Source organism: Streptomyces sp. STAM6 (genome assembly GCF_054963715.1).
The window spans coordinates 96751-112361 of the sequence record NZ_JBUEFZ010000010.1; the positions used below are offsets into that span (position 1 = coordinate 96751).

Sequence of the window (15611 nt, forward strand, 5' to 3'; positions counted from 1 at the left end):
GAGCTGGCATGGACTGGGGGACGCTGGTGGCGACGGTCAGCGGTGGATCGATCGCCATCGCCGGGACCGTGCTCGCCGACCACCTGCGGCGCCGGCACGAGGACGACGGCGCCGCCGGGGCCCGCAGGCGCGCGGTGTACATCGCGTTCATCTCCGCCGCCGGGGACTGCCACGCCCGGCTGCGGCGGCTCGCCCAGGAGCCGGCCGACGGGGAGGACGTCGCGTCGGTCGGCCGCGCGGCCCTGGGCGACGCGGGGCTCTACGAGGCCCGTGAGCGGCTGTTCCTCGAGGCGACCAACGGGGTCGCCGGCGCCGGCCAGGTGATGTTCGAGCGGCTCCGCGACCTGCAGCGGGTCGTGTCGGCCGGTGCCTCGCTGAAGTCGACCGCCTTCCACGACGCCTACCACCCCTACATCGGTGCGGTGTGGGCGTACCGGGTCGCGGTGCGCGAGGAGCTGGAGGGGCAGTCCCTCTCCCCCGCGGCGTTCGGCTGGGAGGGGTGGGACGGCACGGATCGGTGCCCGGTATGCCGGCGAGCGGTCACGGCCGGGCCGTGAGGCCGTGTCCGGTTCCCGCCGTGTCACGGAAAGTAATGAGAAGTTCTCGGTGAAAGCCGCGTAATGACGGTGGGGGAAGCGCCTCTCTAACCCGTGCGGGGCCGCTCCAGGCCCCGTTTCGGAGAGGAAGGAGCAGGCCCATGAATCCCGTGGAGCACATCGTCGTGGAGCGTGAACTGGAGCTCAGGCTGGTGCTGTCGCCCGAGCGGAGCGTCCCGGTGCCGGCCAGGCTGGTCTACCGCGCCAACGACCCGTACGCCGTGCACATCACCTTTCACATCGGCTCGGACCACCCGGTGAACTGGACTTTCGCGCGCGAGCTGCTCGTCGAGGGGGTCTTCCGTCCGAGCGGGCACGGGGACGTCCGGGTCTGGCCGACGAAGCTCGAGGGGCGCGAGGTCGTCCTGATGGCGCTCTCCTCGCCGGACGGCGACGCGCTCCTGGAGGCTCCGTCCACGCAGGTGACGGCGTGGCTGGAGCGGACGCTGCGCGTGGTGCCGCCCGGCTCGGAGGCGGAGCGGCTCGGCGTCGACGACGGTCTGGCCGAACTGCTGGCCTTCGCCCACGGGGTGCGGGACGAGCTGTGGCTGCGCGACGTGCACCCCTCGGACGGTGAGGCACAGGACGGGAACGCGTAGGGCTCAGTCGGTCATGTACGTGTGGGTGATGAATTCGATCGAGTGGCCGTCGGGATCGTCGATGTACACACCACGGCCCCCGTGGAGGTGGTTGATCCGCTGGGGCTGGTGGTGGTGCGGGTCCGCCCAGTACGGAAGCTCGCGCTGCTGTATACGGCCGAAGATCGTGTCGAACTCGTCGTCGGAGACCAGGAAGGCGAGATGCTGCGAGACGATGTCGGACCCGGCGTCCATGTAGTCGAGGGTGACGCCGCCCGCGAGCGGGACGCTCGCGAAGGGGCCGAAGGGCTTCGGGTCCGGCTCGCCGATCAGTTCGGTGAGCCAGCGGGCGGAGGCGAAGCGGTCGCTGCTGCGGACGATGGTGTGGTCAAGACGTGCGGTCACGGCTCCTCCTTCATCGGTCCTTTCACGCCGGGCGGGGCGTGGCGTCCGAACCATCGGCCGTCCGGCCCGGGTCCGTGGCCCTGGGGGCCGTCTGGAACAGCTTGCCGGGGTTCAGGATGCCGAGGGGGTCGAAGACATGCTTGATCCCGCGTTGCAACTCGATGCCCACGGGGCCGAGTTCGCGGGCGAGCCACTCCTTCTTCAGTACGCCGACGCCGTGTTCGCCGGTGATGGTGCCGCCGAGCGCCAGGCCCAGCGCCATGATCTCGTCGAATGACTCGCGGGCGCGACGTGATTCGTCGGGGTCGGTGTGGTCGAAGCAGACGACGGGGTGGGTGTTGCCGTCGCCCGCGTGGGCGCATACGCCGATGGTGAGGTCGTACTTGTCGGCGATGGCGGCCGTGCCGTCGAGCATGGCGGCGAGCCGGGAGCGCGGTACGCAGACGTCGTCGATCATCGTGGCCGACTTGACGGCCTCCAGTGCGGTGAGGGACATCCGGCGGGCCTTGAGGAGCAGTTCGGATTCCGCGGCGTCGTCGGCCGGGACGACCTGGGTGGCGCCGGCCGCGGTGCACAGCTCACCGACGGCGGCCAGGTCCGCGGTGGGGTCGGGGGTGTCGAAGGCGGCGAGGAGCAGGGCCTCGGTGGAGTCGGGGAGGCCCATCTGTCCCATCCGGTTGACCGCCCGGACGGTGGTGCGGTCCATGAGCTCCAGCAGGGAGGGGGTGTGGCCGCGCTCCATGATGGCGCAGACGGCGTCGCAGGCGGTGGCGGCGGAGGGGAACTCGGCGGCGAGCACCAGCTGCTGGGGCGGCCGGGGCTTGAGGGCGAGGACGGCGCGTACGACGATGCCGAGGCTGCCCTCGGAACCGACGAACAGCCGGGTGAGGTCGTAGCCCGCGACGCCCTTGGCGGTGCGGCGTCCGGTGGAGAGCAGCCGGCCGTCGGCGAGGACGACGTCCAGGCCGAGCACGTATTCGGCGGTCACGCCGTACTTCACGCAGCACAGGCCGCCGGAGGCGGTGCCGATGTTCCCGCCGATGGTGCACATCTCCCAGCTGGAGGGGTCCGGCGGGTAGTACAGGCCGTGTTCGGCGACCGCGCGGGACAGCACGGCGTTGACGACGCCCGGCTCGACGACGGCGATCCGGTCGACCGGGCTGATTTCCAGGATGCGGTCCATCTTGGTGAGCGAGAGCACGATGCAGCCGTCGGAGGCGTTGGCGGCGCCGGACAGGCCGGTGCGGGCGCCCTGGGGGACGACGGGGACGCGCAGCTCGGTCGCGGTGCGCATGACGTGCTGGACCTGCTCGACGGTGCGCGGCAGGACGACGACGGCGGGGGTGCCCGCCGGGCAGAAGCTCGCCATGTCGTGGGCGTAGGAGGTGGTGATGTCCGGGTCGGTGAGGAGGGCTTCGGCAGGAAGCCCCGCGCGGAGTCGTGCCAGGAGGTCGTCCATGATCCCAGCCTGGCACCGGGGGCCATCGGTGTGAACCCGTCCGGCGATCGACTTGGGGTCCGGGGAGTGTCCCGCCCGGTTGACGCAGAGTGAGCGGCATGAAGACGGAACGGGTCACTCAGACGGTGCTGATCGCGGGAGCGGGCGCGGTGCTGGCCGGTGCGGCGCTGCTGTTCTGGCCGGGCGGTCCGGCGGAGGAGGGGCCGCCGCCCTCGCCGGGCCCGCTGGCGCGGGCCAGAGCGGCGGTGAGCGCGGGCGCGCACGCGTCGGTGCCCGAGCTGACCGCGCTGATCGGGGACCGCGAGCAGTGGCTGCGGAAGCACCCGGGCGACGACGAGTCGTGGGCGGTGCTGGGCGCGGCGTACACGGAGCGGGGCGCCCGGCTGGGCGACACGGCCTCGTACCCGAGGGCCGAGCGGGCGCTGAAGCGGTCCCTGGCGGTCCTGCCGGCCGCCCGCGGGAACGTGGACGCGCAGCTGGGCATGGGGACGCTGGCGAACGCGCGGGGCGACTTCACCACGGCGAAGCGGTACGGCGAGGCGGTGCGGACACAGCAGCCGCGGCGCTGGCAGTCGTACGCGCTGCTGATCGACGCCTACAGCGGGCTCGGTGAGTACGCGGCGGCGGGCAGGGCGATGGACCAGCTGGTGAAGCTGCGTCCGGGTGCGCCCGCGCTGTTCCGGGCGGCCCAGGTGTACCGGGACCGCGGCTGGCGCGAGGACGCCTCGGCACGGGCCTTCGACGCCGTGGCGCTGGCGACCACCCCGGCGGAGCGGGCGGCGTGCCTGGGGCGGCTGGGCGATCTGGCGTGGGAGCGGGGTGAACCGGCGGAGGCGCTGCGCCACTACGGAGCGGCGCTGAAGGTGGTGCGGGACCATCCGCCGTCGCTGGCCGGGAGGGCGCGGGCACTGGCGGCGCTGGGGCGGAAGGACGAGGCGGTGCGGGAATACGGTGAGGCGCTGGCGGCGCTGCCGCTGCCCGAGTACGCCCTGGAGGCGGGCGAGCTGTACGAGTCGATGGGCCTGGACGGCGATGCCCGGACGCAGTACGCGGTGGTGCGGGCGCGGGCGGCGGAGGCGCGCACGCACGGGGTGAACGAGGCGCTGGTGCTGGCCCGCTACGAGACGGACCACGCCGATCCGGCCGGCGCGGTGAAGCGGCTGCTCGCCGAGTGGGTCAAGGGGCACCGCTCGGTGCACGTGGCGGACGCCCTGGGGTGGGCGCTGCACCGGACGGGCAAGTCGCAGGAGGGGCTGCTGTTCGCGAAAAAGGCGACGGAGCAGGGCATGCGGAGCGCGCTGTTCGTGTACCACCGCGGGGAGATCGAGCGGAAGCTGGGCCAGTACGGGGCTGCCCGCCGGCACATCGAGGAGGCGCTGCGGATCAATCCGCAGTTCTCGCCGCTGCTGGCGCCACGGGCGAGGCACGCGCTGACCGCGCTGGGCGAGCCTCCGCAGGGCGGGCCGGTGGACGTCTACGGCACGAAGCCGCGCCGGTCGGGCGGCACGCGTGAGGAAAGCTCCGGCTCGGGCACCCGGGAGCAGCGGGCGGCACAGCCGCGGGAACAGCGGCGCGAGCAACAGGGGACGCGGCAGCGGGACCGGGCCCGCACGACCGGCTCGGACGCGGCCGCCGGACGCGGCGCCGCTCCGCCCGCCGGGCGGTGAGCGGGCAGCCGGTGCGACCGGGCGTGAGCGGGCCGGTGCGACCGGGCGGTGAGCGGCGTACGCGGGCCGGGCCCTCGGGCCCGGGCCTCCCCGTCGGCGTGGAAGGGCTCGTGGTCGTCGGTGGTGTCGAGGGGGCCGAAGCCCCGCGTCCCGCCGACGTCGTTGATCCTGGCCGTGATCGGCACTCCAACGGCGGGTGGCCCCACGGGTCAGGGTCCGTGGGGCCACAAGTGCGGTGCGGTTGTTACAGGTTGCCGCGCTTGGCCTGCTCGCGCTCGATCGCCTCGAAGAGGGCCTTGAAGTTGCCCTTGCCGAAGCCCATGGAGCCGTGGCGCTCGATCATCTCGAAGAAGACGGTCGGGCGGTCCTGGACCGGCTTGGTGAAGATCTGCAGCAGGTAGCCGTCCTCGTCGCGGTCGACGAGGATCTTCAGCTCGCGCAGGGTCTCGACGGGCACGCGGGTCTCGCCGGCCCACTCGCCGAGGGTGTCGTAGTACGAGTCGGGGGTGTCGAGGAACTGGACACCCGCGGCGCGCATGGTGCGCACGGTGTGCACGATGTCGTTCGTGGCGAGCGCGATGTGCTGGACGCCGGCGCCGCCGTAGAACTCCAGGTACTCGTCGATCTGCGACTTCTTCTTCGCGATCGCCGGCTCGTTGATCGGGAACTTCACCTTCAGGGTGCCGTCGGCGACGACCTTCGACATGAGGGCGGAGTACTCGGTGGCGATGTCGTCGCCGACGAACTCCTTCATGTTGGTGAAGCCCATGACCTTGTTGTAGAAGGCCACCCAGTCGTTCATCCTGCCGAGCTCGACGTTGCCGACGCAGTGGTCGATGGCCTGGAAGGTGCGCTTGGCCGGCGGCTCGACGATCGGGTTGGCGGGCACGAACCCGGGCAGGTACGGGCCGTCGTAGTCCTTGCGCTCGACGAGCGTGTGGCGGGTCTTGCCGTAGGTGGCGATGGCGGCGAGGACGACAACCCCGTGGTCGTCCTTGACCTCGTACGGCTCGGTGATCCCGGTCGCGCCGTGCTCGACGGCGTACGCGTACGCCTTGCGGGCGTCCGGCACCTCGATGGCGAGGTCCACCACGCCGTCACCGTGCTCGGCGACGTGCTCGGCGAGGAAGCGGCCCCAGTCGGTGGAGGCCTTGATGACGGAGGTGAACACGAAGCGCGCGGCGCCGTTCGTCAGCACGTAGCTGGCGGTCTCGCGGCTGCCGTTCTCCGGTCCGGAGTAGGCCACGAGCTTCATGCCGAAGGCGGTGGAGTAGTAGTGAGCGGCCTGCTTGGCGTTGCCGACGGCGAAGACGACCGCGTCCATTCCCTTCACCGGGAAGGGGTCGGCCTGCCGGGCGGTGTCGGGCGTGTGGGAGATGGTCTCTGTCATGGCGGCAGGTTCTCTCCGTTCCACAAGGTGCGCAATAGTTCGTGCATCCACTGGTCAGGGTGCACAGTGGCTGGGCAAAATGTCCGGGCGATCTGTACAGGATGACCACTCGGAGGCGGCCATGGCGATCGATCATCTGGACGGCCGGCTCATCGCGCTGCTGGCGCGCGAGCCGCGGATCGGTGTGCTGGAGGCCTCGCGCCGGCTGGGGGTGGCCCGTGGCACGGTCCAGGCACGCCTCGACCGGCTGCAGTCGAACGGCGTCATCCGCGGCTTCGGCCCGGAGGTCGATCCGGCCGCTCTCGGCTATCCGGTCACCGCGTTCGCGACGCTGGAGATCAAGCAGGGCCAGGGCCAGGACGTGCGGGCGCACCTGGCGGGCGTGCCGGAGGTGCTGGAACTGCACACCACGACCGGGCACGGGGACATGCTGTGCCGGCTGGTGGCCCGCTCCAACGCGGACCTTCAGCGGGTGATCGACCGGGTCGTGGGCTTCGAGGGCATCGTGCGGGCGTCCACGGCGATCGTGATGGAGAACCCCGTGCCGCTGCGGTTGATCCCGCTGGTGGAGCAGGCCGCCTCGGACCCCCGGCCCCGCTGACCGGCCGGCTGCCGACCTGATGCCGACCTGATGCCGACCGGTGACGACCCGCCGGCCGGCTGACGACCGGATGCCGACGGTGCGGGGTCACCGGACAGCATTCGGCAAGAATACAAAGGACACGTTGCAAAGAAAGCCTTGCAACGTGTCCTTTGCAAGTCTACGGTCGGGGCATGCCCGAATCCGAGGAGCCGAGCGACTTCCCCGTCCGTCTGGTGGACCCCCGCTCCCTGCGGGGTCTCGCCCACCCCCTGCGCATGCGCCTGCTGAACGCCCTGCGCCGGCACGGCCCGGCCACCGCGTCCCAACTGGCCGACGTGCTGGGCGAGTCGAGCGGCGCCACCAGCTACCACCTGCGCCAGCTCGCGGCCTACGGCTTCGTCGAGGACGACCCCGACCGCGGCAAGGGCCGCGAACGCTGGTGGAAGGCCGCCGTGGGCGGCCTGTACTTCGACGAGGCGCTGCACGACGAGGAGGACCCCGAGACGCGCGGCGCGCTGAACACCGTCCTCCACGAGGTCGCCGGCCAGCACGCCCGCGAGCTGAGCGGCTGGGTCGCGGCGATGCGCGAGTGGCCCGCGGAATGGACCAGGAACGCGGATCTGAGCGACTACCGGCTGCGGCTGAACCCGCAGCAGCTCCACGAGCTCAACCAGAAGGTGCACGCCGTGATCAACGGCTACGTCGGGGTCGAGCCGGGCGAGGGCGCCGAGACCGTACGCCTCCACCTGCACGCCTTCCCCCAGCGCAGCGGCGACTGAAAGGACTTCCGGTGCCCGACCACGACACAGCCCGGCGGTTACCTCCGGAGGGTGCCGCGTGAGCACGCCGAGCGGCCCCCGGGGCCGCGGTCCGCTCAGCACCGTGCTGGCGGCCAACGCGATATCGATCAGCGGCAACGCGCTCACTCTCATCGGCGTCCCCTGGTTCGCGCTGCAGACCACGGGCAGCCCCGCCAGGGCCGGCCTGGTCGCGTTCTGCGCCACCCTGCCCGTGGTGGTCTCCGCGATCGTCGGCGGACCGGTCATCGACCGGATCGGCCGCCGCCGCATCAGTGTCGCCTCCGACCTGGTCTGCGCAGTGGCGCTGGCCGCGATCCCGCTGCTGCACCACGCCGGGCGGCTGCCGTTCTGGGCCCTGTGCGCGCTGATGGGCGTCACCGGCCTCTTCCACGGGCCCGGCGAGACGGCCCGCCACGTCCTCGTGCCCGACCTCGCCGAACGGGCGGGGACCACCCTGGCCCGGGCGGCGAGCCTGTTCGACGCGGTCTCGCGTGGCGCCCGGATGACCGGAGCGGCCCTGGCCGGTGTCCTCATCGCGCTCGTCGGCGCCGAGACGGTGCTGCTGCTGGACGCCGCGACGTTCGGGCTCTCCGCCCTCCTGGTCCTCGCCGGCGTGCGCGGTGTGCCGGCGGCCGAGCCGCGGCGCGGCGCCGCACCGGTCTCCCTGGCGGGCTACCGCGCCGACCTGCGGGAGGGGTACACCTTCGTGCTCCGCAGCCGGCTGCTGCTCGCGATCACGCTGATGGTGATGCTCACCAACGGCCTGAACCAGGGCTGGAGTGCGGTGCTGCTGCCGGTGCACGCCCGGGAGAACCTGGGTGGCGCGACCGCCATCGGCCTGATCGTCGCCGTGTTCGGCGGCTGCGCCCTGCTCGGCGCCCTGCTGTACGCGGCCGTGGGGCACCGCGTCCCCCGGCGGGTGGTGTACACGGTGGGCTTCCTCTTGGGCGGCTCGCCGCCGTACGTGGTGGCGGCCTTCACGGACGGCGTCTGGCCGCTGGTGGTCACGGCGGCGGTCGGCGGCCTCGGGGTCGGCACGCTGAACCCGATCCTCACCACGATCATCTACGAGCGCGTCCCCGACGAACTCCGCAGCCGGGTGGCCGGAGTGACCACGGCGGGGGTGCTGATGACCACGCCGCTCGGTGGCGTCGGGGCCGGCTACCTCGTCGAGAACGCCGGGCTCGTGCCCACACTCCTGGTGATCGGCGGGGTCTACTTCCTGGCGACCCTGACGCCCGTCGTCTTCCCGTGCTGGCGGGAGATGGACCGCTCACCGGACGGGACCGGCGACCCGGACGGGACCGGGGACGGCCGGACCGACGGCCCGGACGGGGCGGGGACGGCGGCGGTCAGCAGCTCGGCACCTTCGTGCCCTGCCCCAGCGCCCGGAGTGACGACACCGCGTCCTTGAGCGTGGAGACCGGGATGAGCCGCAGCCCGTCGGGCAGCTCGGACCGGGCCTCGGAGCACTCGCCCCTGGGCACGAGGAAGAACGTCGCGCCGTCCCGGCGGGCGGCCTGCGTCTTGAGGGACACCCCACCGACCTCGCCGATCCTGCCGTCGGCGCTGATCGTTCCCGTACCGGCGACGGTGTGGCCGGCGGTGAGATCGCCGCCGGCGCCGTTCCCGTCGATCTTGTCGATGATCCCGAGGGAGAAGAAGAGCCCGGCACTGGGCCCGCCGACGTCGGGGAGGCTCAGGTCGATCTTGACGTCCTTCTCGCTCTTGCCGAGGTAGCCGAGGGCGGCGGTGATGGCGCTGTTCTGCGACTGGGCCATCTGATTGAGGTTGCGCTTCTCGATCTCGGCGTCGGACTTGCCGGGAGGGTAGACGGAGCTGCGCGGCAGCACGGCCCGGTCACCGCGGAACCAGCCGTCGACGACCTCGCCGAGATCGACGTCGACCCGTGGGCCGGTCGCCATGATGGTCGTCATCAGCAGTTCGCCCTTGGGCTTCCGGACGGGCACACCGCTGATGCTGATCACCTCCCGGCCCTTCTCGGCGCCGAGCACGTTCGCGGTCGACCCGGGCCGCGCGATGGTGAACGGCAGCGGCGCGAACGCGGCGACGCCGAGCAGCGCGAGGACGGGCAGGCCGCAGAGGGCGAGTGCACGGGGACGCGAGAGACTGGAGAGCACCCACCCAATCTACCGACCCGCCGCCCGCACCCCGCCCCGCGCCCGGATCCGGCCACTGGCCGCACACCCCGGACGTCCCGGCGGTCTGCGAGGGTGCGCGGGCGCTCCCGGGCCCTCCGGGGCACGCGGGAGCCGTCGTCGGCCCGGGTCGGCCTGGGGACCGTCGGCTCAGGGCACCCGGGAGCCGTCGTCGGCTCAGGTCGGCCGGGGGACCGTCGCCCCCGGGCGCCCGAAGCCGTCAGCGCAGGGCGTCCGCCACCTCGCGGGCCGCGTCCACCACTCGGGGGCCGACCCGTTCGGGGACGGCGTCGGCCAGCATCACCACGCCCACGCTGCCCTCCACACCGGTGACACCCAGCAACGGGGCGGCCGCACCGCTGGCGCCGGCCTCCAGCTCGCCGTGGGTGAGGGTGTACCCGGGGTCGGTCAGGGCGCCCTGGCGGGCGGCGAGTATGGCGCGTCCGGCCGCACCCCGGTCGAGGGGGTGGCGGAACCCGGCCCGATAGGCCACGTGGTAGTCGGTCCAGGTCGGTTCGACGACCGCGACGGCCAGCGCCTCCGCCCCGTCGACCAGGGTGAGGTGCGCGGTGGCGCCTATGTCCTCGGCGAGCGAGCGCAGCGCCGGCAGCGCCGCCTCCCGCACCAGCGGGTGGACCTGACGGCCGAGCCGCAGCACACCGAGCCCGACACGGGCCCGGCCGCCGAGGTCACGGCGGACGAGGGCGTGCTGTTCGAGTGTGGCCAGCAGACGGTAGACGACGGTGCGGTTGACGCCGAGTTTGTTGGACAACTCGGTGACGGTCAGCCCGTGGTCGGTGTCGGCGAGCAGCTTGAGGACCCGTAGTCCCCGGTCGAGCGTCTGGGAGGTCTCCGCGGTCACGACGCCCTCTCCTTCGGAGTGAGTGACGGCGGACACTCTCAACGGCGGATGCGGCACCGGTCCCATCGGCGACGCACGGAGAGGCCGCCGGCAGGCCATGGCGCACCGGCTGCGCTCCGCGGCGGCGCTGCCACGGGGCGTTTCATTGCGATTGCCGGGGACAGTAGCGAGCGGCTCCGCTCAGCGGAAGACCTCGTCCAGAATCCGGGCGTGAAGACACGACGGACAGCAAAATTGCCCGCTTTTCCGCCTTTCAGGCTCGGCTTGATCGCGGCTCGCCCAGGGGCGATCACCGACCGTGCGCCCCTCACTCCGACCGGGTCGAGCCCGGCCGCTTGTCGACGCGGTCGGCATCGGCGCCGGCCCGTACGGCGACGGCAGCCCGCGTCAGCCGGCCCGCATCGACGGAAGCACGTCGCGACGACGGCACGTCGCGTTCGCCGCCGCCGGCTCCGCCGGGGCGGGCGGCCCCGCGTGGGCGCCGGCGGGACCGGCCACTGCCGCGTCCTCCGCGGCCGCGGCGGGGGCGGCGTCCAGGTCGTCGGCGGCCCGCGTGGACGACAGCCCGCGTCAGCCGCGGCCATGGGCGCGCACGCGGGGCGGGCGGTCGGGCCGTGGCTCCCGCGGCGCGGGTCGCGCCCGGTGCCGCCCCGTGGCGCGCGGCGGCGCGACCGCGGCCCTCGTCAGCGCATGCGGGTGGCCCACTCCTGCACCTTCTTGATCCGCTCCCGGATCTGGCCCGCCGTGGCCTCGGCGCTCGGCGGCCCGCCGCACACCCGTCGCAGCTCGGTGTGGATGACGCCGTGCGGCTTGCCGCTCTGGTGGACGTAGGCGCCGACCATCGTGTTCAGCTGCTTGCGCAGCTCCAGCAGTTCCTTGTGGGAGACGACCGGCCGCCGCTCGGCCGGCAGCTCCAGCAGGTCCGCCTCCTCCGCGGGCTTCTGCCTGCTGTGCGCGATCTGCCGGGCCTGCCGCTTGCGCAGCAGCAGCTGCACCTGGTCCGGCTCCAGCAGCCCGGGAATGCCGAGGTAGTCCTGCTCCTCCGCGCTGCCGGGGTGGGCCTGCATGCCGAACTCGGCGCCGTCGTAAAGCACCCGGTCGAAGACCGCGTCGGACTCCAGTGCCTCGAAGGGCAGCATGTCCTGCTCGCCGGTGTCCTCGTCCTGCTGCTTGTTCGCCTCGTCCATCTCCTTCTCGGACTCGGCGTACGGGTCCTCCTCGCCCTCCTTCTTCGGCTTGTCGAGGGCGTGGTCGCGCTCGACCTCCATCTCGTTGGCGAAGGTGAGGAGGGTGGGGATGGTGGGGAGGAAGACGGACGCGGTCTCGCCGCGCCGGCGCGACCGCACGAAACGCCCGACCGCCTGCGCGAAGAACAGCGGCGTCGAGATCGTCGTGGCGTACACACCGACCGCCAGGCGCGGTACGTCGACCCCCTCGGACACCATGCGGACCGCGACCATCCAGCGGTCGTCGCCCTCGCTGAACTCGTCGATCCGCTTCGAGGCGCCCGCGTCGTCGGAGAGCACGACGGTCGCCTTCGTCCCGGTGATCTCGCGGATGAGCTTGGCGTAGGCGCGCGCCGAGTCCTGGTCGGAGGCGATCACCAGGCCGCCCGCGTCCGGGATGCCCTTCCTGACCTCGGTCAGCCGCTGGTCGGCCGCGCGGAGCACGTTCGGCATCCAGTCGCCGCGCGGGTCGAGCGCCGTGCGCCAGGCCTGCGAGATCGCGTCCTTGGTCATCGGCTCGCCGAGCCTGGCGGCCACCTCGTCGCCGGCCTTGGTGCGCCAGCGCATGTTGCCGCTGTAGGAGAGGAAGATGACCGGCCGGACGACGCCGTCACCGAGGGCGTTGCCGTAGCCGTAGGTGTAGTCCGCCGACGACCGCCGGATGCCGTCGTTGCCCTCCTCGTACGTGACGAAGGGGATCGGGTTCGTATCGGACCGGAAGGGCGTGCCGGTCAGGGCGAGCCGGCGGGTCGCGGGCTCGAACGCCTCCAGACACGCCTCGCCCCAGGACTTGGAGTCACCGGCGTGGTGGATCTCGTCGAGGATGACCAGCGTCTTGCGCTGCTCGCTGCGGTTGCGGTGCAGCATGGGCCGTACGCCGACGCCCGCGTAGGTCACCGCGACCCCGTGGTACTCCTTGCTCAGCGGTCCCGCGCTGTAGTCCGGGTCCAGCTTGATGCCTATCCGCGCCGCCGCGGCCGCCCACTGCTTCTTCAGGTGCTCGGTCGGCGCGACCACGGTGACCTGCTGCACGACATGGTGGTGCAGCAGCCAGGACGCCAGGGTGAGCGCGAAGGTCGTCTTGCCGGCGCCCGGCGTGGCCACGGCGAGGAAGTCGCGCGGCTGCTCCTGGATGTACTTCTCCATGGCGCCCTGCTGCCAAGCACGCAGCTTGTTGGCGGTGCCCCAGGGGGCGCGGCCGGGAAAGGCGGGCGAGAGGTGATGGGAGGCGGTAGTAGTCACGGTCTCCGATTCGGGCTCTCGGTTACGTACGACAACCGGGCCACCCTACCGGTGCCCCGGCGCGGCTCCGTCCGGACGAGGCCGTGACCTCGGGGAGTGGGACACGGGTCACATCCGGACCACCGGACACTGACGACCCGTCAGGACTTCTCCGGGGCACGCAGCCGCGTCGCCACCCACGCGCCGACCAGCGCCACGACCGCCATGGGCAGGAAGACGGCCGCGAACGCGACCGGGTGGGAGCCGGCCGTGGCTGCCGCGTCGTGTCCGGCTCCGGCGTGTCCCGCGACCGCGCCGCCGCCCAGCGCGGCGAAGGCGGCGCCGCCCGCGGCGAGGAGCAGGACGTTCGACAGGCCGTCCGAGATCTGCAGCGCCGCGGAGTTCGCGCCCGCCTCGTGCGGCGCGGACAGCTTCAACAGCAGCACGCTCGTCGACGAGATCACCATGCCCATGCCGAGGCAGCCGACGCCCCACGCCACCCCGACGGTCCACACCGGCACCCGGTGGATCAGCACCGTCGGCGCGGTGACGATGGCCGCCGCCACCATCAGCATGCCGATCACCATCAGCCGCTCGCGGTACGGCTCCACCCGCGGCCGGGACTGGACGAACGAGCCGAGCGCCCAGGTCGCGCCGCCCACCGCCAGCGAGAGACCGGCCAGGGTGGGGCTCAGCCCCCGCTGGGTGACCAGCATCAGCGGGACGAAGGACTCCGCGGCGATGAACGACCCCGCGGCCACCCCGCGCAGCAGCACCACGGCCGGCAGGCCGCGCGCCGCCCGGTGGGTGCCGCGGGGCAGCAGCGCCCGGGCGGCGGGCACCAGCAGCGCCGCGCCCGCGACCGCGGGGAACAGTGACAGCCAGCGCAGGTCCTGGCCGGCGTACTGGAGCAGCCCGGCACCCGTCGACATCCCCAGCGCGAGCCGGACGCGGCCCCGGTCGAACGGCACCGCGGGCGCGTCCGGCCCGGCCGGCCCGGACGCCATGCGCCGGATCGCCGGCAGGGCGAGCCCCAGCGGCAGCACCACGAGCGCCGGGATGCCGACGAACACCCACCGCCAGCCCAGCTGTTCGGTCACCGTCCCCGCGGCGAGCGGCCCGACGACCGACGGGACGACCCAGCTCGCGGCGAACGCCGCCATGATCGCGGGCCGCAGGTGTTCCGCGTAGGCGCGGCTGACGACCACGTACAGCGCCACGATCACCAGTCCCCCGCCCAGGCCCTGGACGGCCCGGCCGAGGATGAAGAGCCACATCGTGCCCGCCGTGCCGGACAGCAGCAGACCCGCGCCGAACGCGGAGATGCCGGTGGTGAGCGGGGCGAGGGGCCCGGCCCGGTCCGACCACTGCCCGGACAGCACCATCGCCGGAAGGCTGGTGGTGAAGTAGGCGGAGAAGGCGAACCCGTACAGCGCGACACCGTGCAGCTCACGCGCGGCGACGGGCATGGCCGTACCGACGGCGGTCGCCTCGAAGGCGATGAGGAGGACGACGGAGACGATGCCGACGCTCAGCGCGCGGTGCTCGCGGTCGAGGACGCCACCGGCGCGCGGGGCGCGCGGGGCGCCGGCGGTGGCCGGGTGGGGGGTCGCGCCCGGGTCGGTGGTCGTGACCGAGTGGGTCGTCGTGACCGGGTCGGCGGTCGTGACCGGGTCGGTCGGGGGGGCCGGGTCGGTCAGGGGGGCCGGGTCGGTCGGGGGGGCACCGGCCGGGGAGGTTCTGCCGGCCGGATCGCTGGGCTCCGCTGGGCTCATGCAGCCCAGCGTAAGAGCCGTAGACCCGGTTGGCCCCTGTCGCGAGACCGGGACCGATCTCCACCGCTGGTCGTAGGACCGGGCCGCCCGTGAACGGCGTATGGCAGTCCTGTTGCACACCGGCCGTCGCCCTTCCACCCCGCGCGCCGCGGCCCGTACGGTCGTACCGAAGCAACGCACGACCGTGTGCCCGAGAGGTTGAGGGGCCGGACTGCAACTCCGGTTACGCGGGTTCGAATCCCGCCACGGTCTCTGTCCTCAGTCGATCCTGGCCCGGTCCGGCCGGGCCAGGATCGCGTCCACCGTCGCGTCGACGGTCAGCTCCGAAGTGTCGAGCCACCACCCGATGCGCGGCGTGCCCTCCCGCAGCCCGCGGTCGAGCACCTCGACGGTCCAGCCGCCCCCGTACCCGGTCTTGCCTCGGCCCGCCTCGCGGGCGGCGACCTCGTCCGCACGCGGGGCGAGCACGACGACGTACAGCGGACGGGTCCGTACGAGCGTGGTGTACGCGGCGAGTTCCTCGCCGAGGACGACGTCCTGGACGACGGCGGTGAAGCCGGCGGCGGCGTACGCGTCCGCGGCCGCGGCGGACAGCCGGTGACGCAGCCGGAGTTGGGCGAGGGCCTCCTCGCTCGGTCGGGGCAGCATCTCCTCCCGCCCGGAGACGATCATGCGCCGGAACACATCGCCCCGGACGTGGGCGGCACGGGGCAGCCGCTCGGCCAGCGCCTGCGCGACGGTCGACTTGCCGGCGGCCATGACACCGGTGAGGAGGACGACGGCGGATTCGAGGGGGTGGGCCATGGAGCGTGACCGTAGCCCCGCGCCCGATGCGGACGCATCCGCTTTGCGCACGGCCCGCCGGAGCAGGTGAGTACGTCGCCCCTTTC

Annotated in this window: 13 protein-coding genes, 1 tRNA gene and 1 pseudogene; 7 read left to right on the plus strand and 8 right to left on the minus strand. The window is 73.0% G+C overall.

Going from position 1 to position 15611, the window contains the following annotated elements; all coding sequences use genetic code 11:
* Positions 1-8 precede the first annotated feature (8 nt).
* Together ACY34K_RS15025 and ACY34K_RS15030 are read left to right on the plus strand one after the other, a co-directional pair.
* Complete coding sequence (locus ACY34K_RS15025) at positions 9-557, plus strand: CchlQ (RefSeq protein ID WP_462747058.1); 549 nt, start codon at positions 9-11, stop codon at positions 555-557.
* A gap of 140 nt (positions 558-697) precedes the next feature.
* Entirely contained in the window at positions 698-1195 is a 498-nt protein-coding gene (locus tag ACY34K_RS15030) for an SsgA family sporulation/cell division regulator (RefSeq protein ID WP_462747060.1), read from the plus strand.
* Between the two features lie 3 nt (positions 1196-1198).
* On the opposite strand, the gene ACY34K_RS15035 is transcribed toward ACY34K_RS15030, so the two are convergent.
* Both ACY34K_RS15035 and ACY34K_RS15040 read right to left on the minus strand, forming a co-directional pair.
* Complete coding sequence (locus tag ACY34K_RS15035; protein ID WP_462747061.1) at positions 1199-1579, minus strand: VOC family protein; 381 nt, start codon at positions 1577-1579, stop codon at positions 1199-1201.
* 94 nt (positions 1580-1673) lie between these two features.
* Positions 1674-3038, minus strand: a pseudogene (locus ACY34K_RS15040) (FAD-binding oxidoreductase); the annotation flags it as partial.
* Positions 3039-3136: 98 nt separating this feature from the next.
* Between ACY34K_RS15040 and ACY34K_RS15045 the strand changes: the two are divergent.
* Positions 3137-4705: a tetratricopeptide repeat protein gene (locus ACY34K_RS15045; protein WP_462747063.1), complete on the plus strand. Its 1569-nt coding sequence runs from the start codon at positions 3137-3139 to the stop codon at positions 4703-4705.
* A gap of 244 nt (positions 4706-4949) precedes the next feature.
* On the opposite strand, the gene hppD is transcribed toward ACY34K_RS15045, so the two are convergent.
* Complete coding sequence (gene hppD, locus ACY34K_RS15050; protein ID WP_462747065.1) at positions 4950-6095, minus strand: 4-hydroxyphenylpyruvate dioxygenase; 1146 nt, start codon at positions 6093-6095, stop codon at positions 4950-4952.
* A gap of 121 nt (positions 6096-6216) precedes the next feature.
* Here hppD and ACY34K_RS15055 point away from each other — a divergent pair, with 121 nt between their 5' ends.
* The 3 genes from ACY34K_RS15055 (at position 6217) to ACY34K_RS15065 (ending at position 8892) form a co-directional block, all read left to right on the plus strand.
* Complete coding sequence (locus tag ACY34K_RS15055) at positions 6217-6696, plus strand: Lrp/AsnC family transcriptional regulator (RefSeq protein ID WP_462747067.1); 480 nt, start codon at positions 6217-6219, stop codon at positions 6694-6696.
* A 173-nt stretch (positions 6697-6869) separates the two neighbouring features.
* Positions 6870-7457, plus strand: coding sequence for an ArsR/SmtB family transcription factor (locus tag ACY34K_RS15060; RefSeq protein WP_462747069.1), 588 nt, complete (start codon positions 6870-6872; stop codon positions 7455-7457).
* Positions 7458-7515: 58 nt separating this feature from the next.
* The gene (locus ACY34K_RS15065; RefSeq protein WP_462747072.1) at positions 7516-8892 is read left to right on the plus strand and encodes an MFS transporter; all 1377 of its coding nucleotides are present in this window, start codon (positions 7516-7518) and stop codon (positions 8890-8892) included.
* On the opposite strand, the gene ACY34K_RS15070 is transcribed toward ACY34K_RS15065, so the two are convergent.
* The 4 genes from ACY34K_RS15070 to ACY34K_RS15085 all read right to left on the minus strand — a co-directional run bounded on the left by ACY34K_RS15070 (position 8831) and on the right by ACY34K_RS15085 (position 14721).
* Positions 8831-9619 carry a YlbL family protein gene (locus ACY34K_RS15070; protein WP_462747074.1) on the minus strand — a complete coding sequence of 263 codons (789 nt, stop codon included), beginning with the start codon at positions 9617-9619 and terminating at the stop codon, positions 8831-8833. The genes ACY34K_RS15065 and ACY34K_RS15070 overlap by 62 nt on opposite strands.
* A gap of 238 nt (positions 9620-9857) precedes the next feature.
* A complete protein-coding gene (locus ACY34K_RS15075) occupies positions 9858-10499 on the minus strand; it encodes an IclR family transcriptional regulator (RefSeq protein WP_462747076.1) in 642 nt (213 codons plus the stop codon).
* A 683-nt stretch (positions 10500-11182) separates the two neighbouring features.
* Positions 11183-12967, minus strand: a complete 1785-nt coding sequence (locus tag ACY34K_RS15080) for a DEAD/DEAH box helicase (RefSeq protein ID WP_462747078.1) — start codon at positions 12965-12967, stop codon at positions 11183-11185.
* A gap of 140 nt (positions 12968-13107) precedes the next feature.
* Positions 13108-14721, minus strand: a complete 1614-nt coding sequence (locus ACY34K_RS15085; RefSeq protein ID WP_462747080.1) for an MFS transporter — start codon at positions 14719-14721, stop codon at positions 13108-13110.
* A gap of 180 nt (positions 14722-14901) precedes the next feature.
* Between ACY34K_RS15085 and ACY34K_RS15090 the strand changes: the two genes are divergently transcribed.
* Positions 14902-14973, plus strand: a tRNA-Cys gene (locus ACY34K_RS15090).
* 6 nt (positions 14974-14979) lie between these two features.
* On the opposite strand, the gene ACY34K_RS15095 is transcribed toward ACY34K_RS15090, so the two are convergent.
* A complete protein-coding gene (locus ACY34K_RS15095) occupies positions 14980-15525 on the minus strand; it encodes an AAA family ATPase (protein ID WP_462747082.1) in 546 nt (181 codons plus the stop codon).
* Between the last annotated feature and the right edge of the window lie 86 nt (positions 15526-15611).

Excerpts from the sequence above, each read along its gene's own strand:
- ACY34K_RS15025 (WP_462747058.1), top strand. The coding sequence starts at position 9 with ATGGACTGGGGGACGCTGGTGGCGACGGTCAGCGGTGGATCGATCGCC.
- ACY34K_RS15030 (WP_462747060.1), top strand. The coding sequence starts at position 698 with ATGAATCCCGTGGAGCACATCGTCGTGGAGCGTGAACTGGAGCTCAGG.
- ACY34K_RS15045 (WP_462747063.1), top strand. The coding sequence starts at position 3,137 with ATGAAGACGGAACGGGTCACTCAGACGGTGCTGATCGCGGGAGCGGGC.
- hppD (WP_462747065.1), bottom strand. The coding sequence starts at position 6,095 with ATGACAGAGACCATCTCCCACACGCCCGACACCGCCCGGCAGGCCGAC.
- ACY34K_RS15055 (WP_462747067.1), top strand. The coding sequence starts at position 6,217 with ATGGCGATCGATCATCTGGACGGCCGGCTCATCGCGCTGCTGGCGCGC.
- ACY34K_RS15060 (WP_462747069.1), top strand. The coding sequence starts at position 6,870 with ATGCCCGAATCCGAGGAGCCGAGCGACTTCCCCGTCCGTCTGGTGGAC.
- ACY34K_RS15085 (WP_462747080.1), bottom strand. The coding sequence starts at position 14,721 with ATGAGCCCAGCGGAGCCCAGCGATCCGGCCGGCAGAACCTCCCCGGCC.
- ACY34K_RS15095 (WP_462747082.1), bottom strand. The coding sequence starts at position 15,525 with ATGGCCCACCCCCTCGAATCCGCCGTCGTCCTCCTCACCGGTGTCATG.